The organism is Desulfuromonas acetexigens, from assembly GCF_900111775.1.
GTDB lineage: Bacteria > Desulfobacterota > Desulfuromonadia > Desulfuromonadales > Trichloromonadaceae > Trichloromonas > Trichloromonas acetexigens.
The window spans coordinates 97,137-117,168 of sequence record NZ_FOJJ01000037.1 but is presented as its reverse complement, the minus strand read 5'-3'; the positions used below and the strand labels follow the sequence as shown (position 1 = coordinate 117,168).

At 61.1% G+C, this 20,032-nt stretch carries 17 protein-coding genes; 8 read left to right on the top strand and 9 right to left on the bottom strand.

All coding sequences use genetic code 11. The annotated features are described in order from the left end of the window. Positions 1-143: 143 nt before the first annotated feature. The 5 genes from BQ4888_RS12825 to BQ4888_RS12805 are packed head-to-tail and all read left to right on the top strand — an operon-like array spanning position 144 to position 4,049. Entirely contained in the window at positions 144-431 is a 288-nt protein-coding gene (locus BQ4888_RS12825) for an antibiotic biosynthesis monooxygenase family protein (protein WP_092057654.1), read from the top strand. Between the two features lie 38 nt (positions 432-469). Continuing rightward, positions 470-2,029 carry an acyl-CoA carboxylase subunit beta gene (locus BQ4888_RS12820; RefSeq protein ID WP_217882330.1) on the top strand — a complete coding sequence of 520 codons (1,560 nt, stop codon included), beginning with the start codon at positions 470-472 and terminating at the stop codon, positions 2,027-2,029. Positions 2,030-2,046: 17 nt separating this feature from the next. After that, complete coding sequence (locus tag BQ4888_RS12815; protein WP_092057653.1) at positions 2,047-2,424, top strand: OadG family protein; 378 nt, start codon at positions 2,047-2,049, stop codon at positions 2,422-2,424. Next, on the top strand, positions 2,417-2,899 hold the full coding sequence (locus tag BQ4888_RS12810; RefSeq protein WP_092057652.1) for a biotin/lipoyl-containing protein: 483 nt from the start codon (positions 2,417-2,419) through the stop codon (positions 2,897-2,899). Before BQ4888_RS12815 ends, BQ4888_RS12810 begins: the two co-directional genes overlap by 8 nt. 22 nt (positions 2,900-2,921) lie before the next feature. Beyond that, positions 2,922-4,049 carry a sodium ion-translocating decarboxylase subunit beta gene (locus BQ4888_RS12805; RefSeq protein WP_092057651.1) on the top strand — a complete coding sequence of 376 codons (1,128 nt, stop codon included), beginning with the start codon at positions 2,922-2,924 and terminating at the stop codon, positions 4,047-4,049. Positions 4,050-4,138: 89 nt separating this feature from the next. Here the strand turns inward: BQ4888_RS12805 and BQ4888_RS12800 are convergent, their stop codons facing one another. The 3 genes from BQ4888_RS12800 to BQ4888_RS12790 form a co-directional block, all read right to left on the bottom strand. After that, on the bottom strand, positions 4,139-4,840 hold the full coding sequence (locus BQ4888_RS12800; protein WP_092057650.1) for a hypothetical protein: 702 nt from the start codon (positions 4,838-4,840) through the stop codon (positions 4,139-4,141). Between the two features lie 107 nt (positions 4,841-4,947). Next, complete coding sequence (locus tag BQ4888_RS12795; protein WP_092057649.1) at positions 4,948-5,694, bottom strand: response regulator transcription factor; 747 nt, start codon at positions 5,692-5,694, stop codon at positions 4,948-4,950. A gap of 2 nt (positions 5,695-5,696) precedes the next feature. Continuing rightward, a complete protein-coding gene (locus BQ4888_RS12790; RefSeq protein WP_170232865.1) occupies positions 5,697-7,076 on the bottom strand; it encodes a sensor histidine kinase in 1,380 nt (459 codons plus the stop codon). Positions 7,077-7,278: 202 nt separating this feature from the next. Between BQ4888_RS12790 and BQ4888_RS12785 the strand changes: the two genes are divergently transcribed. Beyond that, on the top strand, positions 7,279-8,727 hold the full coding sequence (locus BQ4888_RS12785; RefSeq protein WP_240746344.1) for a cytochrome c family protein: 1,449 nt from the start codon (positions 7,279-7,281) through the stop codon (positions 8,725-8,727). An 81-nt stretch (positions 8,728-8,808) separates the two neighbouring features. Here the strand turns inward: BQ4888_RS12785 and BQ4888_RS12780 are convergent, their stop codons facing one another. The 3 genes from BQ4888_RS12780 to BQ4888_RS12770 all read right to left on the bottom strand — a co-directional run bounded on the left by BQ4888_RS12780 (position 8,809) and on the right by BQ4888_RS12770 (position 11,802). Continuing rightward, positions 8,809-10,260, bottom strand: coding sequence for a sensor histidine kinase (locus tag BQ4888_RS12780; RefSeq protein ID WP_092057647.1), 1,452 nt, complete (start codon positions 10,258-10,260; stop codon positions 8,809-8,811). Position 10,261: 1 nt separating this feature from the next. After that, positions 10,262-10,933: a response regulator gene (locus BQ4888_RS12775; protein WP_092057646.1), complete on the bottom strand. Its 672-nt coding sequence runs from the start codon at positions 10,931-10,933 to the stop codon at positions 10,262-10,264. Positions 10,934-10,995: 62 nt separating this feature from the next. Beyond that, positions 10,996-11,802: a pyruvate, water dikinase regulatory protein gene (locus BQ4888_RS12770; protein WP_092057645.1), complete on the bottom strand. Its 807-nt coding sequence runs from the start codon at positions 11,800-11,802 to the stop codon at positions 10,996-10,998. 319 nt (positions 11,803-12,121) lie between these two features. Here BQ4888_RS12770 and BQ4888_RS12765 point away from each other — a divergent pair, with 319 nt between their 5' ends. Continuing rightward, positions 12,122-13,438, top strand: coding sequence for a ferredoxin reductase family protein (locus BQ4888_RS12765; protein ID WP_092057644.1), 1,317 nt, complete (start codon positions 12,122-12,124; stop codon positions 13,436-13,438). 279 nt (positions 13,439-13,717) lie between these two features. On the opposite strand, the gene rdgC is transcribed toward BQ4888_RS12765, so the two are convergent. Together rdgC and BQ4888_RS12755 are read right to left on the bottom strand one after the other, a co-directional pair. Further along, complete coding sequence (gene rdgC, locus BQ4888_RS12760) at positions 13,718-14,884, bottom strand: recombination-associated protein RdgC (protein WP_092057643.1); 1,167 nt, start codon at positions 14,882-14,884, stop codon at positions 13,718-13,720. A 68-nt stretch (positions 14,885-14,952) separates the two neighbouring features. After that, on the bottom strand, positions 14,953-15,738 hold the full coding sequence (locus tag BQ4888_RS12755; RefSeq protein WP_092057642.1) for a J domain-containing protein: 786 nt from the start codon (positions 15,736-15,738) through the stop codon (positions 14,953-14,955). Positions 15,739-15,908: 170 nt separating this feature from the next. Between BQ4888_RS12755 and BQ4888_RS12750 the strand changes: the two genes are divergently transcribed. After that, positions 15,909-18,737 (top strand): GPMC system transcriptional regulator, encoded by a 2,829-nt coding sequence (locus tag BQ4888_RS12750; protein WP_092057641.1) that lies wholly within the window; start codon positions 15,909-15,911, stop codon positions 18,735-18,737. Here BQ4888_RS12750 and BQ4888_RS12745 read toward each other — a convergent pair. Continuing rightward, entirely contained in the window at positions 18,734-20,032 is a 1,299-nt protein-coding gene (locus BQ4888_RS12745; RefSeq protein ID WP_092057640.1) for a M16 family metallopeptidase, read from the bottom strand. The genes BQ4888_RS12750 and BQ4888_RS12745 overlap by 4 nt on opposite strands.

The following is a 20,032-nucleotide window of genomic DNA, read 5'->3' as shown; positions in this document are numbered from 1 at the left end:
GACTTAAGGGGCGTGCCTCGCCGTTGCTGCTCGCGGGGCTGCCCCTTTTTTGGTGGAGCAGGTACGAAGATTGCAGCCGGTTAATTTGTGCGAAAAAGGGTTGTTCTTACCATACATTCTCTTTCCCCTCGCTGGAGGAATCCATGGCCGTCAAGATCATCATCGTCAGGCGCGTACCTAAGGAAAAGCAGAACGAAATCCGCCCGTTGCTGTTACAGATGCGGGCCGTGGCCAATGCCCAGGTCGGCTACATCTCCGGTGAAACCCTGGTCAACTACGACGATCCCGAGGAGAATCTGGTCATCAGTACCTGGCGGTCTCTGGAGAATTGGAACCAGTGGCTGCGCAACGAGCAGCGTATCGACTTGCAGTCCCAGGTCGACCGGATTCTCGGCCACGAGACCCTGTATCAGATCTATTACAACGGTTGATCGCGTAAAACGCGCCTCACATGTGAAGGATTATGGCCATGGCTCAAACGATGGAAGAAAAAATCAATCATCTTTTACTGATGCGTCAGCAGGCGATGCAGGGGGGAGGCACCGAGAGGATCAAAAAACAGCACAACCAGGGGCGGCGCACCGCCCGGGAACGGTTGGCGCTCCTTCTCGACGAGGGGAGTTTCGAAGAATTTGACATGTTCAAGACCCACCGTTGTCACCATTTTGACATGCAGAAATCCCAGGTGCCCGGCGACGGGGTGGTGACTGGCTACGGCACCATCGACGGCCGCCTGGTCTATGTCTTTTCCCAGGATTTCACCGTGCTCGGCGGCTCTTTGTCGGAAACCTTCGCCGAGAAGATCTGCAAGGTCATGGATCTGGCGGTGCAGAACGGCGCGCCGCTCATCGGCCTCAACGACTCGGGAGGGGCGCGCATCCAGGAGGGAATCGAGAGCCTGGCCGGTTACGCCGATATTTTCCTGCGCAATGTGCGCGCCTCCGGGGTTATCCCCCAGCTTTCGGGGATTTTTGGGCCCTGCGCTGGCGGCGCCGTCTATTCCCCGGCGCTCACCGATTTCACGGTGATGGTCCGGAACAACAGTTACATGTTCCTCACCGGACCCAAGGTAGTCAAGGCGGTGACCCACGAGGATGTGAACGAGGAGACCCTCGGCGGGGCGGCCGTGCATACGGCCAAGAGCGGCGTGGCCCATCTCGCCGCCGAGAGCGAGGAAGAGGCCATCGCTTCCCTGCGCGAGCTTTTCTCCTATCTGCCCCAGAATAATCTGGAGTCGCCGCCGCGTCTGGAAACAGACGATCCCCCCGATCGTGAAATTCCCTATCTCAACGGCATGCTGCCGGAAAATCCCAACCAGCCCTACGACATGAAGGAGATCGTGCTCAACGTCGTCGATGACGGGCGTTTTCTCGAAATCCAGCCCGAATTCGCGCCCAACCTGATTATCGGCTTCGCCCGTCTCGGCGCCATGCCCGTCGGCATCGTCGCCAACCAGCCCCAGTATCTGGCCGGGGTGCTCGACAATCACGCCTCGGTGAAGGGGGCGCGTTTTGTGCGTTTTTGCGACGCCTTCAACATCCCCCTGGTAACCTTCGTCGACGTGCCCGGCTTTTTGCCCGGAACGGTGCAGGAGTACGGCGGCATCATCCGCAACGGGGCCAAGCTGCTCTACGCCTATGCCGAGGCGACCGTGCCCAAGGTCACGGTGACGATCCGCAAGGCCTACGGCGGCGCCTATTGCGTCATGAGTTCCAAGCATCTTAAGGGGGATATCAACTACGCCTGGCCGTCGGCGGAGATCGCCGTGATGGGGCCCAAAGGAGCGTCGGAAATCCTCTACGCTAAAGAATTGAAGAAGCATCCCGCCGAGGCGGAACGGCTGCTGGCGGAAAAGGAGCGGGAATATGCCGAAACCTTCGCCAACCCCTACGTGGCGGCGCAGCGCGGCTACATCGACGACATCATCCTGCCCTACCGCACCCGGCTGCGTCTCATCAAGGCTCTGGGGATGCTGGAGAACAAACAGGATTCCCTGCCGGCCAAGAAGCACGGCAACATTCCACTCTGAGGTCAACGAGGCCCATCATGGTTCACGTAAGCTGGCAAAATGTGCTGGACGGTCAAGGCTTCGCCATCACCCTGATCGGCATGGTCATCGTCTTTTCCGGGCTGCTGCTGATCAGCCTCTTCATCGCCCAACTCCCCCGGATGCTCGATTTCTTCGACCGCCTGACAACCCGGGCGGCGCGTCCAGAGGCGCCGAGCGAAGCCGTTGCCGAAAGAGCGGCCGTGCCTCAGGGGGAGGAAATCATGGCGGCCATCAGCCTGGTGGTGCATATGGAGCTCGAGCGACTGACCGGGGAAAGCCAGAAGATCACCATCTTGAGACGTTCGGGACAGGGCGCGATCTGGGCTTCGGCCGGCAAGGTGCGCAGTCTCTCGCAAAGGAGTCCCCATGCGTAAGTATGAACTGAAAATCAACGACAAACCCTTCTCCGTCCATGTCGTGGAATTCTCCGCCGAGGAGGCGCAACTGGAAGTGAACGGCCAAAGCTACCGGGTCGCCATCGACAAAATCAGCGAAGAGCTGGGCGCTTCCGGCGAGGCACCGCCGGTGCGCAGCTTTTCCTCCTCCGCCCCGGTGACGGCTCCGGCCTATGTGGGAGCCATGCCAGGCTCCGACGATGCCGGTAGCGTGCGGGCGCCGATTCCCGGCTCGATCATGGCGATCTTCGTTAAATCGGGCGACAAGGTTCAGGCCGGTCAGCCTCTCTACAAGATGGAGGCGATGAAGATGGAGAACGAAATCAACGCCCATCTTGACGGCACCATCAGCGCCATCCATGTCCATCCCGGGGATTCAGTGAACCAGGGGCAGGAGATCATGGCCATCGCCCCCGCCGCGGTTCTGAAAAACCGGCGCAAGAGCGACCTCTGAAACCTTCCCGGGAGCCTAAGCCATGGACATGTTGTTAAAATTTCTCGACGGTACCGGATTCTCCCTGATGAGCTGGGGGAACGGGATCATGATCGTGATCGGCATCGTCTTCATTACCCTGGCCATCGTCAAGGATTACGAGCCGTTGCTGCTGGTGCCGATCGGTTTCGGGATTCTCCTCGGCAACATCCCCTTCACGGCGGGGATGGCGATCGGTGTTTATGAGCCGGGGAGCGTCCTCAGCTACATCTATTACGGCGTCAGTCAGGGGATTTTCCCGCCGCTGATCTTTCTCGGCATCGGCGCCATGACCGATTTCTCCACCATGCTTTCCAATCCCAAACTCGTCTTGCTCGGCGCAGCGGCTCAGGTCGGCATCTTTCTGACCCTGCTCGGCGCCCTCTTTCTCGGCTTTACCCCGCAGGAGGCCGGCGCCATCGGCATCATTGGCGGCGCCGACGGGCCGACGGCGATCTTCCTTTCGGCCAAGCTCGCCCCCCATCTGCTCGGGCCGATCGCCATCGCCGCTTATTCCTATATGGCGCTGGTGCCGGTCATCCAGCCGCCGATCATGAAGCTGCTAACCACCCGCGAGGAAAGGTTGATCCACATGAAGCCCCCCCGTCAGGTCAGCCGCCGCGAGCGGATCATCTTCCCCATCGCCGGTTTCATGATTTGCGCCCTGATCGCCCCTGGGTCCATGGTACTCATCGGCATGCTCTTCTTCGGCAACCTGCTTAAGGAAAGCCTGGTCACCGATCGCCTGGCCAATACCGCCCGTAACGCCATGATCGACATCGTCACCATCCTCCTTGGCGTCTCCGTCGGCGCCAGCACCAGCGCCGACCATTTCCTGACGCCCCAGTCGCTGCTCGTCTTCGGCCTCGGCGCCCTCTCTTTCTGTATCGCCACCGCCGGCGGCATCCTCTTCGCCAAGTTCATGAATCTCTTTCTCAAGGATAAGATCAACCCCCTGGTCGGCGCCGCCGGAGTATCCGCCGTTCCCGACTCGGCGCGGGTGGTGCACACCGTTGGGCAAAAGGAAGATCCCACCAACTACCTGCTGATGCACGCCATGGCTCCCAACGTCGCCGGCGTTATCGGTTCGGCCATTGGGGCCGGGGTGTTGTGGACGGTGCTGGTCCGCTGAGTTTCCTTTGTCGCCGCAAAAAAAAGCCGGGGCCGCTTTCGTGTCACACGAAGCGGCCCCGGCTTTTTTATGGTTGAGAGGAAAGAGAGTTAGCGCGATTCGATGCTAGCCAATCCCTGCAGGAGATTGGCGATAACGGGATTGGGGCGGTCATTTTCCCGGTGCCGATTGAGCAGGGGCTTGCTCCGGCCGATATAGAGGCGGATGCCCCCCAGCAGGTGGTCGTAGTGGTTTTCTCCAGCGGCGGCGTCGATAAAGGCAGCCAGCCCGGGAAGAAGCTGATATTCGGCGCCAAAGTGAAGGCGGCCGTCGTTTTTGTCGGCGAACGCGCCGCCCAGGGAGAGGAGGAGGTCCGGAGCCGGATACCAGTGCAGATCGATCGTGGCGAAGAGGTTGTAGTCGATATCTCCCTGCTGTTGTCCCGCCGTCGCCGCCAGGGTGAGCGTCTTCAGGTAGAGGTCACCTTCGACGCCGAGGCGATTGAAATCGACGTTCTGATCTTCGCCATGGGCGGCGAGCAGGCCGAAGAGGAAGCGCTCTGGTTCGCGGTAGAGAAGGTGCAGTGCGGCACCCTTGAGTTGGTTCTCTTCCCGTTCGGCGTAGGCACCATCGAACTGCAGGCCGAAGCGTGAGCCGATGGCGAGGCTGGCGCCGGCACCCTCTATTTCTTCATTGTCGACCTGGCCGTAAATGCCCTGAATCTGGCCTGAAAAGGCCAGGGCTGAAGTTGTCGGCCAGGCGGTTGTCAGGCAGGACAGTATAGCGAAAAAAAAGACGAGTCTTTGCGGCATGATTCCCCTCTTACGAAAATAACAATGTTGAATAGTTGTGGAAGCCAAGAAGCCGGAACTCCGAAAAGGTCAGGGCGGGGTTTTGAAGACGTACATGGACGGTGCGGTCAGCGGCGGTTTTTCTTGAACTGCTTGAGCCACTCTTGAAATTCTTCTTCCTCGTGCTCCAGTTCGAAGGCGTTGAGCAGGCCGCGCCGCAAGGCGACGGCGACCGCGCGGTTGCGCAGGTTGAAGGCGTCACCGATCTTTTCGCTGTTGAACTGGTCCTGGTCGAGGGCGAGCTTGTTGTACAGGGAGTTGAGCCGGCTCTGCACGCCGCGGCGGCTGAGGTAGCGACGTTGGGCGATAAGGTTGTCGGTGAGGCCGAGGGCAATGTCGAGCAGGGCCTCGAATTCGATGTCCGACAGGGCGGTCTGGCTGTGTCCGGCGCGCCCCTGCACCTTGCGCACCTCGGGGTCGATCCAGCACTGGTCGTCGAGAAGCACCGTGCGGATGGCCGAGGCGATGCGTTCCTTGGTGTTCGATTTGAGAATGTAGCCGTAGACCGTTTCCGGCGGGACGATTTTCGACAGGGCGCGCACGTACATTTCATCCTTGTACTGGCTCCAGAAGACAATCCGTGCCGTTGGCTGCCGTTGCCAGAGCTCCCGGGCGAATTCGATGCCGTTGAGCTCCGGCATCTGGATGTCGCTGATGACCAGCGGGTTGGCGCGGCCCAGGGCCAGGTCGAGGGCGACCTGGCCGTTGTGCGCCCGTTCCACCCGACACTCGACTTCCAGCCCCTGTAGCAGCTGATCGAGGAATTCAAAATCCTTGGGATTGTCTTCGGCGATCAGGATATCCAATGGCGGCATGCTTAGGCTCCTTGCCCGGCGTCGGGCAGCGGCAGGGTCAGTTCGAAACGGGTCCCCGAGGTGAAGCGGGATGCCCCCCAGGAAACCTCGGCGCCGATGGTCTTGGCGCGTTCGCGGATGTTGTAGAGTCCCCGGTGTCCCGAGGTCGGGACCGCGCGAGGATCGAAACCGTTACCGTTATCCTCGATGGAGAGAATCAGATCATTTTCCCGGCGGTCGAGATTGACTTCGTAGCGGGAGGCCTGGGCATGCTTGATGACATTGTGGATGGCCTCCAGGGCGATGCGGTAAAGGGCGAGGCGGGCGGCGCGCGACAGGGGCAGGGTGTCGACCCGGGGGGAAATATAAAGGTGGTAGGGGGGCAGGTCGGGCTTGCTCAGGTGCCGCTCCAGGTGGGATTCAAGGGCCGGCCCCAGGCCGAGAATATCCAGGGTCTGCGGATGGAGGTTGTCCATCACTTCGCGCAGATTGCCGATGGCCCGGCGCAGGTCCTCTTCGATCCGCGCCACACCGTTTTTGCATTCCCCTTCGCAGCGCACTTCCTGAATGCCGCGCAGTACCGAGGCGAGATCGGCCAGGGTCTGGTCATGGATATCCATGGCGATGCGCCGCCGCTCTTCCTCGGCCCCTTCCAGCAGCTTTTCCGTCCCCACCACCCGCAGCAGGCGGTCGGTCATGTGGTTGATGGCCAGGGCCAGGGCGTCGAGTTCGTCGTGGACCTGGGCCGGCGCCGGCGGCGGGGTGAGATCTCCGGCGGCGACACGGCCGGCGCTGTCGGAGAGCTCCTTGACCCGGCGCAGGATGCGGCGGCCGAAATACATGGAGAGGAAGATGCCGACGACAATCGCCGAGCCGAGGACGACGATGGAAACGAAAGCGGTGTGGTCGACCAGTTCGTCGACGTCCTGGCTGTGCAGCCCGCGCAATTTTTCCCGCTGGCGTTGAATCAGTTCGGACAGGGAACCGAGCTCGGGACGGAGCATGACGATGGCGGCGTTGAAGCGGTCCACGTCGATGCCGAGTTCCGGGTTGAGGTCGGCGACCGCCTGGCGCAGCAGGGTGCGGGACTGCTCGGGCAAGGGCAGAATCTGGAGGATGCGGCCGGTGGCGCCGTCCAGGTGTTCGTAGAGACCGTTCAGCTCGCCGAAACAACGCACGTCGACCAGCGGTTCGCCGCCCAGTTGCATGAGCAGGGAATGCATCCGCTGGGTCGCCAGCTCCGCCTCGGCCAGGGCGACGAAGACCGTGCCCAGGTTGCGGGCTTCCTGGCGCTTGCGGGAAAGATCCCAGTAGGTGTACTGCAAAAAGGCGAGAAGCAGCGCCATCAGCAGCAGGACCGCGGCCGGAGCGAGAATGATCTGGTGTTTGAGTGTCAGACGCATAGGTCGAAAAATAGCACAGGGCCTCGCGGAATACACTGTGTAAATACACAGAACCATTAGCGCCATGATCAGAGTTTAGACTGGGAGAAATCGTCGTCGGCTACAAAATATCGATTGACAAGACGTTAGCACATGATAATTTATAACCGTTTATGTCTTACATTGCGCGTCCGTTCCGGACCCCCCCACTCAAGGAGGCCAGATGATGAAGAAGTTGCTGCTGTTGCTCTGCCTGTCACTGTTGCCGGCCGGTGTTTTTGCCGAACCGCCGCCGGTCTTCGATGTCGACCGGGAATTTTATCCCTACTACCCGTCACTCATCAAATACGAGAAAAGCGGCGCCGAATTCACCCCCCCGGAAGTCTGCGCCGAATGCCATGCCAAGCAATACGAGGAATGGACCGGTTCGATTCATGCCCTGGCGTTCAAGGATCCCGTCTACCAGGGCGAGCTCAACCTCGCGGTGCAGGCCGTCGGTCATGAGATTTCCCGCCAGTGCGAAGGTTGCCATTCCCCCGCCGGCGTCGTCACCGGCGAGATCAAGGGTCCCGGCCTCAAAGGCTTGAGCCCGATGGCCCTGGCCGGGGTTTCCTGCGATGTCTGTCATTCCATCGTCGGCACCACCCATTGGCAGACCCCGACCCATGAGCCGCAAAACGGCTCCTTCATCATTCGCCCCGGGGTCGATACGCCCGAGGGGCCGCAGCTGAGGAAGATGGGGCCGGTGGCCGTGTCGGACGACTGCGGCATGGGCTTCCATGAATGCGATCAGTCCTCCCTGCATCTGCAGGCAGACCTTTGCGCCGGCTGTCACCAGGTCTATCATTACGACAAGCATTTCCCTCTCGAAGCCACCTATCTCGAATGGAAACACGGTGCCTACGCGCAGAAGACCATCCTCTGCCAGGATTGCCACATGGTCGATCTTGAAACCTTCAAGCGTGTCGCCGACGAGTTCAAGAAGCCCGAGCGGCATGAATACCGCCATTATTTCAACGGTGCCAACTATCTGCTCTACTACCTGGCCGCCGGCGCGGCCACCAAGGCCGGCGACGAGGCCCTGGCCGCCAATATCATGAAAAAATATGAAATGGCCGTCGGGCGTCTCCAGTCGGCCGCCGACCTGGAAGTCACGCCGGTCTACAACAACGGCCAGCTGGGCGAGGTGAAAGTGCGGGTGAAAAATATTCGCGCCGGCCACAACCTGCCGACCTCCCTGACCAATATTCGTCAGCTCTGGCTGGAAATTACCGCCACTGACGAGAAAGGGCAGGTGATCATGACCAGCGGCGCCGTCGACGACAACGGCCAACTCCCTGAGAATACTCGGCTGTTCAATTCCGACGGCATGGGCGACGATTTCCATTTCGCGGTCGATCCCTGGGTGATCACCGCCTTCTCCCGGCACGACACCATCCCTCCCAAGGGGCACAAGGAAGTCTATTACGGCATCAATGCCGGCACCAGCCCGGTGGTCAAGCTTGACGTCAAGCTGCGTTACCGCCAGGCTGACCAGAAGGTCGCCGAAAAACTCCTCGCCAATGTCCCCGAGGATATCGATCTGAACGCGACCTATGGTCTGACCGAAGTGCCGCCTCTGCCGGTGGTCGACCTGGTCGCCAAGCAGGTCAGTTTCCAGACCCGCGAGTAGACTCAGCTTCAAGCAAGCATGAAAAAAGCGGCCCCGGTTTCGTACTGGGGCCGCTTTTTTCGTGGAAGTCGGTTTTTCTGGTCAGGTGAGTTCCTGTTCCTTCGGCGGAGGGCCGTCGAGGGGGAGACTAACGGCGAAGGTGCTGCCGCGGTTCGGTTCCGAGGTGACTTCAATCCGGCCGCCGTGGGCTTCGACGATCCATTTGACGATGGAGAGACCCAGTCCGCTGCCGCCGATGTCGCGGTTGCGGGCTTCGTCGATACGATAGAAGCGATCGAACAGGAAGGGCAGGTGCTCGGCGGCGATGCCGAAGCCGGTGTCGACCACGCGGATGCGGGCAAAGCGGTCGTCGCTGGCGAGATGAATCGCGACCCGGCCGCCGTCGGGGGTGTACTTGATGGCATTGGAGACCAGATTGAGGAGCATCCGGTGCAGTTGCAACTGGTCGCCGCGCAGGTGGATCTCCCGGTTCACCTCCATGTGCAGGGCGAAATCGATCCCCTTGGGCTCGCTCAGGGTCTTGCCTTGCAAATAAAGATCCTGCAGCAGATCGCTGAGCTTGACATCGGCCAGGGCGAGGGGAATTTCCCCCGCTTCGCTCTTGGCCAGCGCCAGCAGATCCTCGATGATCCGGCTCATGCGGTCGATTTCTTCCAGGTTCGATTCGAGGGTGGTGCGCAGTTCTTCGGGGTTTTTCGCCCAGCGCAGGGCCACTTCTGTTTCGCCGCGCAAAATCGCCAGGGGGGTGCGCAGCTCGTGGGAGGCGTCGGCGGTGAACTGACGGACCTTGGTGAAGGCCTCCTCCAGCCGTTCGAGCATGGAATTGAAGGTTTCCTGCAGCTCGGAAATTTCATCACGGCAGTGATTTACCGGCAGGCGTTCGGAAAGGTTTTCCGCCCTGATCCGCTGTACCGCGTTGGTGATGTGTCGCACTGGGGAGAGGGCGCGACCGGAGACGAACCAACCTCCGACGGAAAGGACGAGCAACAGCAGGGGGCTGTAAATGGAGAGTTGCCAGCGGTGCATCCGCAGGCTTTTGAACAGGGGGCTCAGGTCTTCCGCGACCTGGACGACGTCCCGGTGATGGCCGTCGACATCCAGGGGAAAAGTCAGTAGGCGCAAGGGCCTCTCGGGATCGAAATGGACAGTTTCAAAGAGGGGTTTTTGATTGCGTGCCGCCCGCAGGGCGTCAGCGCTGATGGGCAGCCGGGCATCCAGCAGATTGCTGGTGTAGCAGACGATGTCGCCATATTCGTCGACAAATTGGACGAATTCGCTCCAGTTGTGTTCGCGGATAAAGGTTTCGAGCTTTTGGCAGGCGTCATCCTGATTGTTGCTTTGAGATTCCACCATGTGAAAGGAGATCACGTCGTTGGCGACCATTAACAGCTTGTCGTCCACATGTCCCAGCAGGTTGCGCGACAGGGTCCAGTACCAGTACGCACCGCTGGCCGTCAAAATGACGGCCAGGGTGACGAAATACCAGAATGCCAGGCGGAACCGGACCGAGCCGGGACAGGGGAAGCCGGCCAAGTTATTCCTCCTTGAGAACGTAGCCCGCGCCCCTGACGGTGTGGATCAGTTTCTTGTCGAAGTCCTTGTCCACCTTCTTGCGCAGGTAGTTGACGTAGACGTCGATGATGTTGGTAAAAGAATCGAAGGTGTAGTCCCAGACATGCTCGGCGATCATCGTCCGGGTCAGGGTCTGGTTGGGGTTGCGCATGAAATATTCGAGCAGCGCGTATTCCTTCGCGGTGAGATCGATTTCCTTGTTGCTGCGCCAGACCTTGTGAGCCACCGGGTCGAGGCGCAGGTCGGCGAAGAGGATTTCCGCCCCCCGGTCCTGTCCCCCGCGGCGCAGCAGCGCCCGCACCCGGGCCAGCAACTCGGCGAAGGCAAAGGGTTTGGTCAGGTAGTCGTCGCTCCCCGAGTCGAGACCGGAAACGATATCGTCGACCGTGTCCTTTGCCGTCAGGCACAGCACCGGCGCGCTCATCCCCTTCTCCCGCAGTTCGCGGACGACGGTCAGGCCATCCTTCTTCGGCAGCATGACATCCATCAGGATCAGGTCGTAGGGGTTGGTTTCGGCCATGTAGCGCCCTTCCTCGCCATCGTAGGCGACATCCACCAGAAAACCTTCCTCTTCGAGGCCGCGCTTGATGAAGCTGGCCACTTTTTTCTCGTCTTCGACGACCAGAATTCTCATATTCAACTCCTTCTCGTGTTTGATTCCGACGGGCGGTATCCTTATCGGAGATATACTGTTTTTTATTTCAACTTGAGTTTGACCAGAACCTCGTTGGCCGTCTCTTCCACCGCTTTGCCCGAAACATCGATGACCACCCATGGCTGACGGCGGAAAAAGGCCCGGGCGTGGCGCAGTTCATCTTCGATCTCGGCGAAGTCGGCATAGGCGGCCTTGGAGTCCATGCCCAGATGTTTCAGACGCGTCACCCGCATCTCCACCAGGCGCTGGGGGTCGATGATCAGCCCCACCACCCGCTTGGGATCAACGTCGAACAGCTCCTTGGGGGGATCGATCCCCTTGACCAGCGGCACGTTGGCGACCTTCCAGCCGGCGTGGGCGAGATAGATGGAGAGAGGTGTCTTGCTGCTGCGGGAAACCCCCACCAGGACGATGTCGGCCTTGGGCAGATGGGCGGTTTCCTGGCCGTCGTCGTGCTTGACGGTAAACTCCACGGCCTCGATGCGGCGAAAATAATCCTCGTCGATGCCATGGAGCAGACCCGGGGTTTCCCGGGGGGAGAGGCCGAAAAACTCGGTGATTTTCATCAGCAGAGGGGTGATCAGATCGATGCTGGGAAGCCCCAGGGAATCGCATTCGTCATGCACCAGGCGTGCCAGTTCGCGGTTGACAATGGTATACACGACGATACCCTGGGCCGCGAGGATTTCGTCCAGGGCTTCGTACACCTGATTTTTGCTGCGTACATGGCTGATGCGGCGCAACCGCACATCCCGGTCGCCGAATTGCAGAAGGGCCGCCATGACCATCTTTTCGGCGGTTTCGCCGGTAGCGTCCGAGAGCAGGAACACGATTTTCGGGTTGGACATCGCGAATCCTCATGAAAGAGCCGTCACAATTCTAGCATGTCAATCGTTCCATGCAAGAAAAGGAGGGAAGGGGATAGGGCCATCGCCACAGCGATTCATTTTCGAAGGCGGCGGTGAAATGATATTTTGTGAAATATGTAAAAAATATACCATAAATAGTAGTTTGCTCATTAAATACAGTAACTTAATTAAACCCGAAAGATGTGATTCTGTCAAGATTTTTTAGCGGCTTTTAGCGGCTTGCCCCTTGTTCACCTTCGGGCATACTTAAGGGTAACGGCAATGCCGCCGTTCATCCTTTTGTTTCGGACAAACACCCATGCATCCTTATCTGCGCGCGACCTTCTGGATTCTGCTCTTTCTGCTGCTGGTCCAGGCCCCGCTCTTCGTCCTGCTGCTCGGTCCCAAGCCCGCCGGGGACGGTTTCTGGTTCGACCTCTCCCTTGCTCTGGGCTTTGCCGTCACCGCCATGATGGCGATCATGTTCCTGCTCACCGCGCGCTTTCAGCGGGCCACGGCCCCCTTCGGCATCGACCTCGTCTACTATTTCCACCGCCTCGCTTCCATCGGCGCCTTTGCCTTCGCCACCCTCCATCCCCTGCTCCTCTTTCACGAGGAACCAGGACTGTTAAGGGTGATCCTTGCCGGCACCTTGCCCCTGCATCTGTGGACGGGACTCGTTTCCTGGGTGGCGATGGCGGCACTGATGATTTCCTCCCTGTGGCGCAAGCCCTTGCGCATCCACTACGACGCCTGGCGCGTCGTCCATGTGCTGCTGGCGTTGACGGCGCTGCTGCTGGCGGTGGCGCACATTGTCGCGGTCGGCCATTACAGCGCCACCCCCTGGAAGACCTGGTTGTGGCTGGGTATCGCCCTTTCCTGCGTCGCCGTGGTCATCCGCGTGCGGCTGATCAAGCCGGTGCAGCTGCTGCGCCGCCCCTGGCGGGTAACCCGGGTCATCAAAGAGCGTGGCAGCAGCTGGACCCTGGAGCTGCGTCCCGAGGGACACGGCGGCTTCCGCTATCTGCCGGGACAGTTCGCCTGGCTGACCTTGCGGAGTTCCCCGTTTGCCATGCGCGAACATCCTTTTTCCATCTCCTCCAGCGCTGACACCCCTGGGGTGATTTCCTTCACCATCAAGGAGTTGGGGGATTTCACCAACCGCATCGGTGAAATCCAGGCAGGGGAGAAGGCCTGGATCGACGGACCCTACGGCACCTTCAGTGTCGATATCAGCCGGGCGCCCGGGTATGTCTTCGTCGCCGGCGGGGTCGGCATCGCCCCGATCATGAGCATGCTGCGCACCCTCGCCGAGCGGGGGGATCTCCGCCCCCTGCTCCTCTTTTACGCCTATCACACCTGGGAGCGGGTAACCTTTCGCGAGGAACTGGAGGCGCTGTGCCAGCGGCTCAATCTGGACATCGTCTATGTGCTGAGCGAACCCCCCGCCGACTGGCAAGGGGAACGGGGCCTGTTGCGCGACGAGGTCTTTGCCCGCCACCTCCCCGATGACCGGGCCGTGCGGGAGTGTTTCATCTGCGGCCCGACGCCGATGATCGCCGTGGCGGAAACGGCCCTGGCCCGGCAGGGGATACCGCCCACCCACATCCATTCCGAAATCTTCGACCTGGTCTGAGGAGTTCCCCATGCGCCTGCGCTTTGCCCAGATTCTTGCTCTGGCCAGCACGTTACTTCTGCTCTTCTTGTCGGTCCTCTTCGCCCTGGTGCAGAATCCCTGACATCAACACCGGGTGGTTCCCGGGGACGGCGATGCGGTTCCTTTCAGTCACCGCATCCTACGGTTCGGAAAACAATCGGATTGTAGGGGCACAGGGTTCTCATAAAAAAGCCGCTGTCCTTGAATCGGAACAGCGGCTTTTTGTCGGCCTGAATAAATCCCGTGGGCGAAAGTGGTTTATTCCGCCGCCAGCCACTCGGCGATGCGGGCGTTGACGGCGGGCCAGTCGGCGCCGAGACGCAGGTCGAGGAAGTGCCGGTAGAGGCTGTCGAAGAGTTGCAGTCCCTCTTCCATGACGTGCATCTTCTCGTAGAAGACCGCCTCCTTTTCGCTGGCGGCATCGGTGATCTGATCCTTTTCGACCTTCACCGACGGGGTCTTGAAGGAGGCGAAGTGGAAGGTCTCCCCCTTGAGGGTCAGCTTCCACTGGTCTTCGAGCTTTTCCAGATGGACGATGGCCTCGGTGATCTGCTTGCCGCCATTCAGGGCGGTGCGCACTTCGCTGAAGGCATCCTGCGGGCCGACCACGGTGACCTTCTGCACGCCGCTTTCGCTTCCCCCCTTGAGCAGCAACCGGTCGTTGAGATAGGCGACGAAGCCCTCCCCCGCGATCGCCGGACCGGGGCGATTGACGGTATAGCGGGAGGATTCGGTAAGGGTCTGGTAGAGCAGCCAGCGCAGAAAATCTTCGCCGAGCCAGCGGTTGCCTTCGATCATCTCCAGCACCGAATCGCCGCCGGCGCGGTTTTCCGCCGCCAGGGCCGCGCGCCCGGTTTCGTCGAGGAGTCCCTCGCCGCGGCCGTAGGGATGGACGGCGATCAGGCGCGACCCTTCGAAGGTCTGGCGGAAGAGTCCTTCGAACATTTCCAGCACCTTGGCATTAAGACTGGCGAAGCCCAGGCGGCCCGTGCGGGTATCCCAGACGACGTCGAAGACCGCCGGCACCGGCAGGGTCTGGCTGAGCAGGGTGCCGCGCACGGCATCGCGCAACTCCTCCCGCTTCTGCTTGGGCACCCGGTTGAGCCCGGGATGGGCGGCGAGAAACTCGGCCTCGACCCGTTCCTGATGGGCTTTCAGCAGCGCCGAGGGGATCCGACGCTGGTCGCGGCGCAAGGAGAAGACCAGGTAATGATCCCGCCAGAAAGTGCGGGGTTCGGAAAAATCACTGGACTGGGGATCGTCGACCAGCACCCAGCCGACGGAGAGCTCTTCGCTGCCGCGATCGATGGGGCGGAAGGCCTTGGTCGCAAGTTGTTCGCTCGCCCAGGCGAAGAGATCGTCGGGCGGATTGTCGAGCAGAACCTGAAACTGGCAAAGACTGACGCTATTGGCAAGAATGCCCATGAAAAGATGCTCCTGTTGTTGAAAATGGGGAGTGAAGCGAAGGGATGAAAACGTGAGCGGAGGAAAGATCAGCCGGTGGCGGCGCGGCGTCTTTCATTGGCGGCGGCGCCGGCCACGCGGCTGTTGTGCTGGTGACATTCGGCGGCCAGGCGTTCGATCTGCAATTCGCTGAGTAGGCCGGCTTCAACGAAGTAGCGGCCGATCTTTTGCTGCCGGCTACGCTGGAAGAAGAGCAGGGTCTGCACCTGGGCCTGGCCGAGGAGACCGAGGCGCACGGCTTTTTCGCCAAAACGGCCGTAACCGCCGCGATCGCGACAGATGGTGAGGATGTCGCCTTCGCTCAGCCACTGCCAGCGCCGGGCGATATCCCCGAGCACTGGCCGCTGGCGACGCTGCCAGACCAAGGCGTCGATCAGCGACTGATAGGAAATCAGCCCACGATAGTAGAGGTAGCTGCCGAATTCCAGACGTCGCGCGGGGACGGCGCCGCGAAAGAAATGTCCTCCCGCCGCTCGCCGAGTCGGCCGCTTGGGGCGGGCCCAAGTCTGGGGCCGGGCGCCATGAAAAGCGCGATGGGCACAGTGCCCCTGCTCTTCGTCCCGATGCTTGATAAAGGCCTGCATCAGATCGAAGGCTTCGCGGACCTGACGGAAAAGCTCTGACTGGCGGTGCTGGATTTCGGGATCGTGGCTGGCGAAGAGATCGGGATGGTTCTGCTTGGCCTGTTCGCGAAAAGCGGCCTTGACCCCCCCCGGCTGCAGGTAGCCGAGAAAATCGAGGGACAGATGCACTTCGGGGCCGAACAGGGTTCGGCAGGCCGAAAAGACCTCATTTTCGTGAAAACGGGGCAGCACGCCGATCTGAGTCCCTTCGCGGAAAGATTAAAATCACCTGGCGAATTTATACACCAAGGGCTGGAAAAGCACAAGCGGCTTACCGGGAAACGCCCGTGCGCCTTTGACAGATCCCGGCGGATCGCTTTATAGTGCCTGAGTAAAATTTCCACTCAACTTCAGAGGTCGCCATGGAATCCTTCGTTGTCGCGCAACTCTCCCATCTCAAAGCCAAAATCGCCAGCTACGGCAAGGAGAACCTGGAAGACATCCTGCATGTACTGCTCGGCGCGGTGACACTCATCACCCGTCAGAACCGCTGCCGGGTCTACCTCGAAGACCTGACTGGCGGCATCCTCGTCTGCGCCGCCGCCAACGGCGCCCAGGCGCAGGCGGTCAAGGGGCAGTCTTTTCCCCTCAACAGCACCGACTATCTGGTGTCGCGGGTCTACATGACCCAGCAGGCGACCCTGGTCGAGGATGTGGCGACCCTGGCCGGACCCAACGCCTTGGAACTCGCCGACCGCTTCGATATCCGCGCCAGTTACCTCGTTCCCCTGATCCATCAGGGACGCTCGGCCGGCGTTCTCAGTGTCGACAGCAGTCGGGTCGGGCGCGTCCCCGCCGAATCCCAGCGGCGAGTGCTGCGGGAATTTCTCGACGAAGTCGTGCCGCTTATCGACCAGGCGCGCAAGTATCATCAGCAGATCGTCCTGGCCCGGCGCATCGACAAGGCGAAAAAGAAGGAAGCCGCTCTGTTGATGGTGAAGTCGGCGGTCCGTCTGATCGATAAACTGACTCTGGCCTCCGTCCTCATTCCTTCACCGCTGGGTCTGGAATCGAAGGAGGAGGGCTTGCAGGTGCTCGCCTCCTACACCAAGGACCAAGGCGCCCGCCAACTCTACGAGGACGAAAAACTCATCAACCTCGGCCCCGGCCAATCCCTCCTTTCCCGTTACATCAGCAGCAGCGGCATCATCAGCGACGACACTCTCCTCTCCCCCCTCTATATCCCCAACCTGCCGGCGGAGCCTTTGCAGAAGCGCTACCTCACCGAGCAGATGGGGCTGAAATCCCTCTATGTGGTCCCCCGCTACGAACCGCACACCCGGCGGATCATCTGCCTGGTCAACTACTACACCCGCGGGTCCTACCATTTCAGCGACTTCGAGAAGGGGCTGCTGGAGGCCCACGCCGAGATGGCCGAGCGGGTCATCCAGGAAATCGGCGTCGAGCATATGGAGATCCAGGTCCTCTCCGAGATCAACGACCTGTTGCAGGAAAAATTCGAGGGGTTACAGCCTTTTCTCAACCGCGCCCTGTCCAAGGCGACGGAGCTGATCGGCGCCGACACCGGCAGTATCGCCCTGGTGCGCGAGGAGGAAGGAACGCGCTGGCTGGTTGTCGAGGAAGCGGACGGCCGGCTGGCCGGGGCTAAGAGCAAGGAATGGCTGAAGAAGGACATTCCACCGATCCGCGTCGGCGGCGAGAAGCTGCCCCCCGAGGAGCGCAGCCTCACCGGCTACGTCGCCTACACCGGGCGGCCGCACGTCATCGCCGATACCGACGAGGAGAAGCGCAAGAAGGGGTTGTACCGGGAGATCACCGGGGTCATCAAGAGCGAAATCGCCGTGCCGGTACTCTATGACGATCAGGTCATCGCCGTCATCTGCCTCGACAGTCTGCGCCCCCACTACTTCACCGACGAACACAAGCGCATCCTGATGATCATCGAGCGGCTGATCGCGCCCTTTCTCTACGATCTGCAACGGATCGAGAAACTCACCGGCGAAGTCATCAACCTGCGCCGGGATGTCGGCTACAAAGACCCGAAGATCTCTTCCTACAAGTTGGGGAACATCATCGGCAACTCGGCCAAGACCTCGGAATTGATCGACTTCATCCAGCGCATCACCCCGCCCCTCTTCAACCGTCTGGCCAAGTGGACGGTGCGCGACCTGCAGGAGGCCTCCCTCGGCCTGCCGTCGATCCTCATTACCGGCGACACCGGCAGCGGCAAGGAGTTCCTCTTCAACAACATCTTCTCCCGGCTGCGGGAGATGTACCAGATCGAGATCGACCCGCGCGGCGAACTGCCGGTGAAAAAGACCAACATCGCCGCCTACAGCGGTGACCTCACCTATTCGGAGCTCTTCGGCCACAAGCGCGGCGCCTTCACCGGCGCCCATACCGACCGCAAGGGGATTCTCGAAGAAGCCCACGGCGGCGTCGTCTTTCTCGACGAAATCGGCGACGCCGACCCCAAGACCCAGGTGCAGCTGCTGCGCTTTCTCGACAACGGCGGCTTCGTCCGCCTCGGCGAAAACGTCACCCGCTTCTCGCGGGTGCTGCTCATCGCCGCCACCAACAAGAACCTCAAGCAGCTCATCGAGTCCGGCCATTTCCGCGAGGACCTTTTCCATCGCCTCTCCGAGCTGACCATCGAGGTTCCCTCCCTCAACCAGCGCCGCGAGGACATCCCCGACCTGGCGACCCACTTTCTCGGCAAGCTCTACCAAGTTTATCGCAAAGGGGGGGGCGAGGAGCGCGAGGAGGATGCTCCGGTGCTGACTCGCGGTGCCCAGCAACTCCTCTCCCAGCACCATTACACCGGCAATGTACGCGAACTGCGCAGCATCCTGCTACGCTCGCTCTTTTTTCGGAAAAAACGGGTGCTTTCCGAGGAAGACATTCGTCGGGCAATCGGCGAACCGGAACGGCCGAAGGGGACGGTGGCGGTGGAGAAACTTACCGCCCAGGTCGCGGAGGAGATTTTTTCGGATCTGCGCAAGGGGGAAGGGGATTTCTGGGAGCGGGTTTACGAGCCTTTTTCCGAGAGTCGGATCTCCCGGGATGTGGTGGCGGCGGTCATCGACCTCGCCCGCCGGGAAGGGGCGACCAACATGCCGAAGATCGCCGTCATGCTCCAGGCCTGCGACCCCCGCGCCAAGGACGCGGAGAGCCGCAAAACCTTTTTCCGTTTCAAGAATTTTCTCTACAAGACGATCCGTATCGCCTAGGCTTCCGTCAGCGGGGAATAGGCGACAAGGACCTTGTTCACCGCGCGCCGGTGCGCTTCTTTCCAGGGGCCGACGACGGCCAGCTTGAGATTGCCCGGGGCAAAGACCGACCGGGCCGCCTGCTGAATCGCCTCGGCCGTCACCGCCATGACCTCGCGCCGGTCGTCTTCGACGGTGCGCAGATAGCCGGCCAGTTCCCCCCAGCCATAGCGGGAAAGCATCGCCTCGGTATGGTCCTGGCTGAACTCCAGGTCGAAGAGATAGGCCCGCAACACCCCCTGCAGTTCCTCCTCCGGCACCGGCTCGCGACAGAGCCGCGCCACCACCCCAAGCACTTCCGTCACCGCCCGTTCGAGATTTTTCGGCGCCACCGCCAGGTCGATGGTGAAGGAGCCGCAGTCGGCGAGCATCGACAGACCCGCCTCCACATGATAGGTCAGGCCGAGCTGTTCGCGCAGGCGCAGCATCAGGCGCGAGGCGCCCCCCCAGGAAAGAATCCAGCGCAGCACCCGCAGCGGTACGGTATCGGCATGTCCCCGTCCCGGGGCACGAAAGGCCAGCTGTAGCAGAATCTGCGAATCCGAGTCCTTGGCCCAGGCCACCTCCGGCGCATGGGCTTCGCGGGCTGCCGGACTCTGTCGTTCGGGGCCGCCGCTACCGCGCCAGTGGCCAAAGGCTGCGGTCACGGCCTGCAGCGTCGCTTCGCGGCGCACGTTGCCGGCGACCACCACCACCGCGTTGACCGGGGTGTAATAGCGGCCGTGGTGGGCGCGCAGATCGTCCTCGCGGATCGCCTTGATCGAGGCGGTGCTGCCGATGGTCGGCAGGCTCAGGGCATGATCGGGCCAGAGCAGCCCGGCGGTGAGGTTGTCGGGACTGACATCCTCCCCCCGCTCGTTGAGATCGTCCAACGCCTCTTCGAGGATGATGCGCCGCTCCAGCTCGACATCGGCGAAGAGCGGCCGGGTCAGCAGCGAGGCAAAGAGGTGCGCCGCCTCATCCAGATGCTGGGGGTGGAAGCGGCTGTGGTAGCAGGTACTTTCCACGTCGGTGGCGGCGTTCACCGCCCCGCCGATGGCTTCGAAGGCTCGCTCCAGAACGAAGGTGCTGGGGAAATCGAGGCTGCCGCGAAAGAGGATGTGTTCGAGGAAATGGGAGATGCCCGCCAAGTCGGCGGATTCGTCCCGTCCGCCGACCTGGACGTAGCAGGCCATCTCCGCGCAGTGCAGGTGGGGCATTTCAACGGTGACCAGGCGTAGGCCGTTGGCCAGCCGGTCGCAGAAATATTCTCGCAT

Bases quoted from the DNA above. Each gene is read 5' to 3' on its own strand.
- BQ4888_RS12825 (WP_092057654.1), top strand. From the start codon at position 144: ATGGCCGTCAAGATCATCATCGTCAGGCGCGTACCTAAGGAAAAGCAG.
- BQ4888_RS12820 (WP_217882330.1), top strand. From the start codon at position 470: ATGGCTCAAACGATGGAAGAAAAAATCAATCATCTTTTACTGATGCGT.
- BQ4888_RS12815 (WP_092057653.1), top strand. From the start codon at position 2,047: ATGGTTCACGTAAGCTGGCAAAATGTGCTGGACGGTCAAGGCTTCGCC.
- BQ4888_RS12810 (WP_092057652.1), top strand. From the start codon at position 2,417: ATGCGTAAGTATGAACTGAAAATCAACGACAAACCCTTCTCCGTCCAT.
- BQ4888_RS12805 (WP_092057651.1), top strand. From the start codon at position 2,922: ATGGACATGTTGTTAAAATTTCTCGACGGTACCGGATTCTCCCTGATG.
- BQ4888_RS12800 (WP_092057650.1), bottom strand. From the start codon at position 4,840: ATGCCGCAAAGACTCGTCTTTTTTTTCGCTATACTGTCCTGCCTGACA.
- BQ4888_RS12795 (WP_092057649.1), bottom strand. From the start codon at position 5,694: ATGCCGCCATTGGATATCCTGATCGCCGAAGACAATCCCAAGGATTTT.
- BQ4888_RS12790 (WP_170232865.1), bottom strand. From the start codon at position 7,076: ATGCGTCTGACACTCAAACACCAGATCATTCTCGCTCCGGCCGCGGTC.
- BQ4888_RS12785 (WP_240746344.1), top strand. From the start codon at position 7,279: ATGATGAAGAAGTTGCTGCTGTTGCTCTGCCTGTCACTGTTGCCGGCC.
- BQ4888_RS12775 (WP_092057646.1), bottom strand. From the start codon at position 10,933: ATGAGAATTCTGGTCGTCGAAGACGAGAAAAAAGTGGCCAGCTTCATC.
- BQ4888_RS12770 (WP_092057645.1), bottom strand. From the start codon at position 11,802: ATGTCCAACCCGAAAATCGTGTTCCTGCTCTCGGACGCTACCGGCGAA.
- BQ4888_RS12765 (WP_092057644.1), top strand. From the start codon at position 12,122: ATGCATCCTTATCTGCGCGCGACCTTCTGGATTCTGCTCTTTCTGCTG.
- rdgC (WP_092057643.1), bottom strand. From the start codon at position 14,884: ATGGGCATTCTTGCCAATAGCGTCAGTCTTTGCCAGTTTCAGGTTCTG.
- BQ4888_RS12750 (WP_092057641.1), top strand. From the start codon at position 15,909: ATGGAATCCTTCGTTGTCGCGCAACTCTCCCATCTCAAAGCCAAAATC.
- BQ4888_RS12745 (WP_092057640.1), bottom strand. From the start codon at position 20,032: ATGCGAGAATATTTCTGCGACCGGCTGGCCAACGGCCTACGCCTGGTC.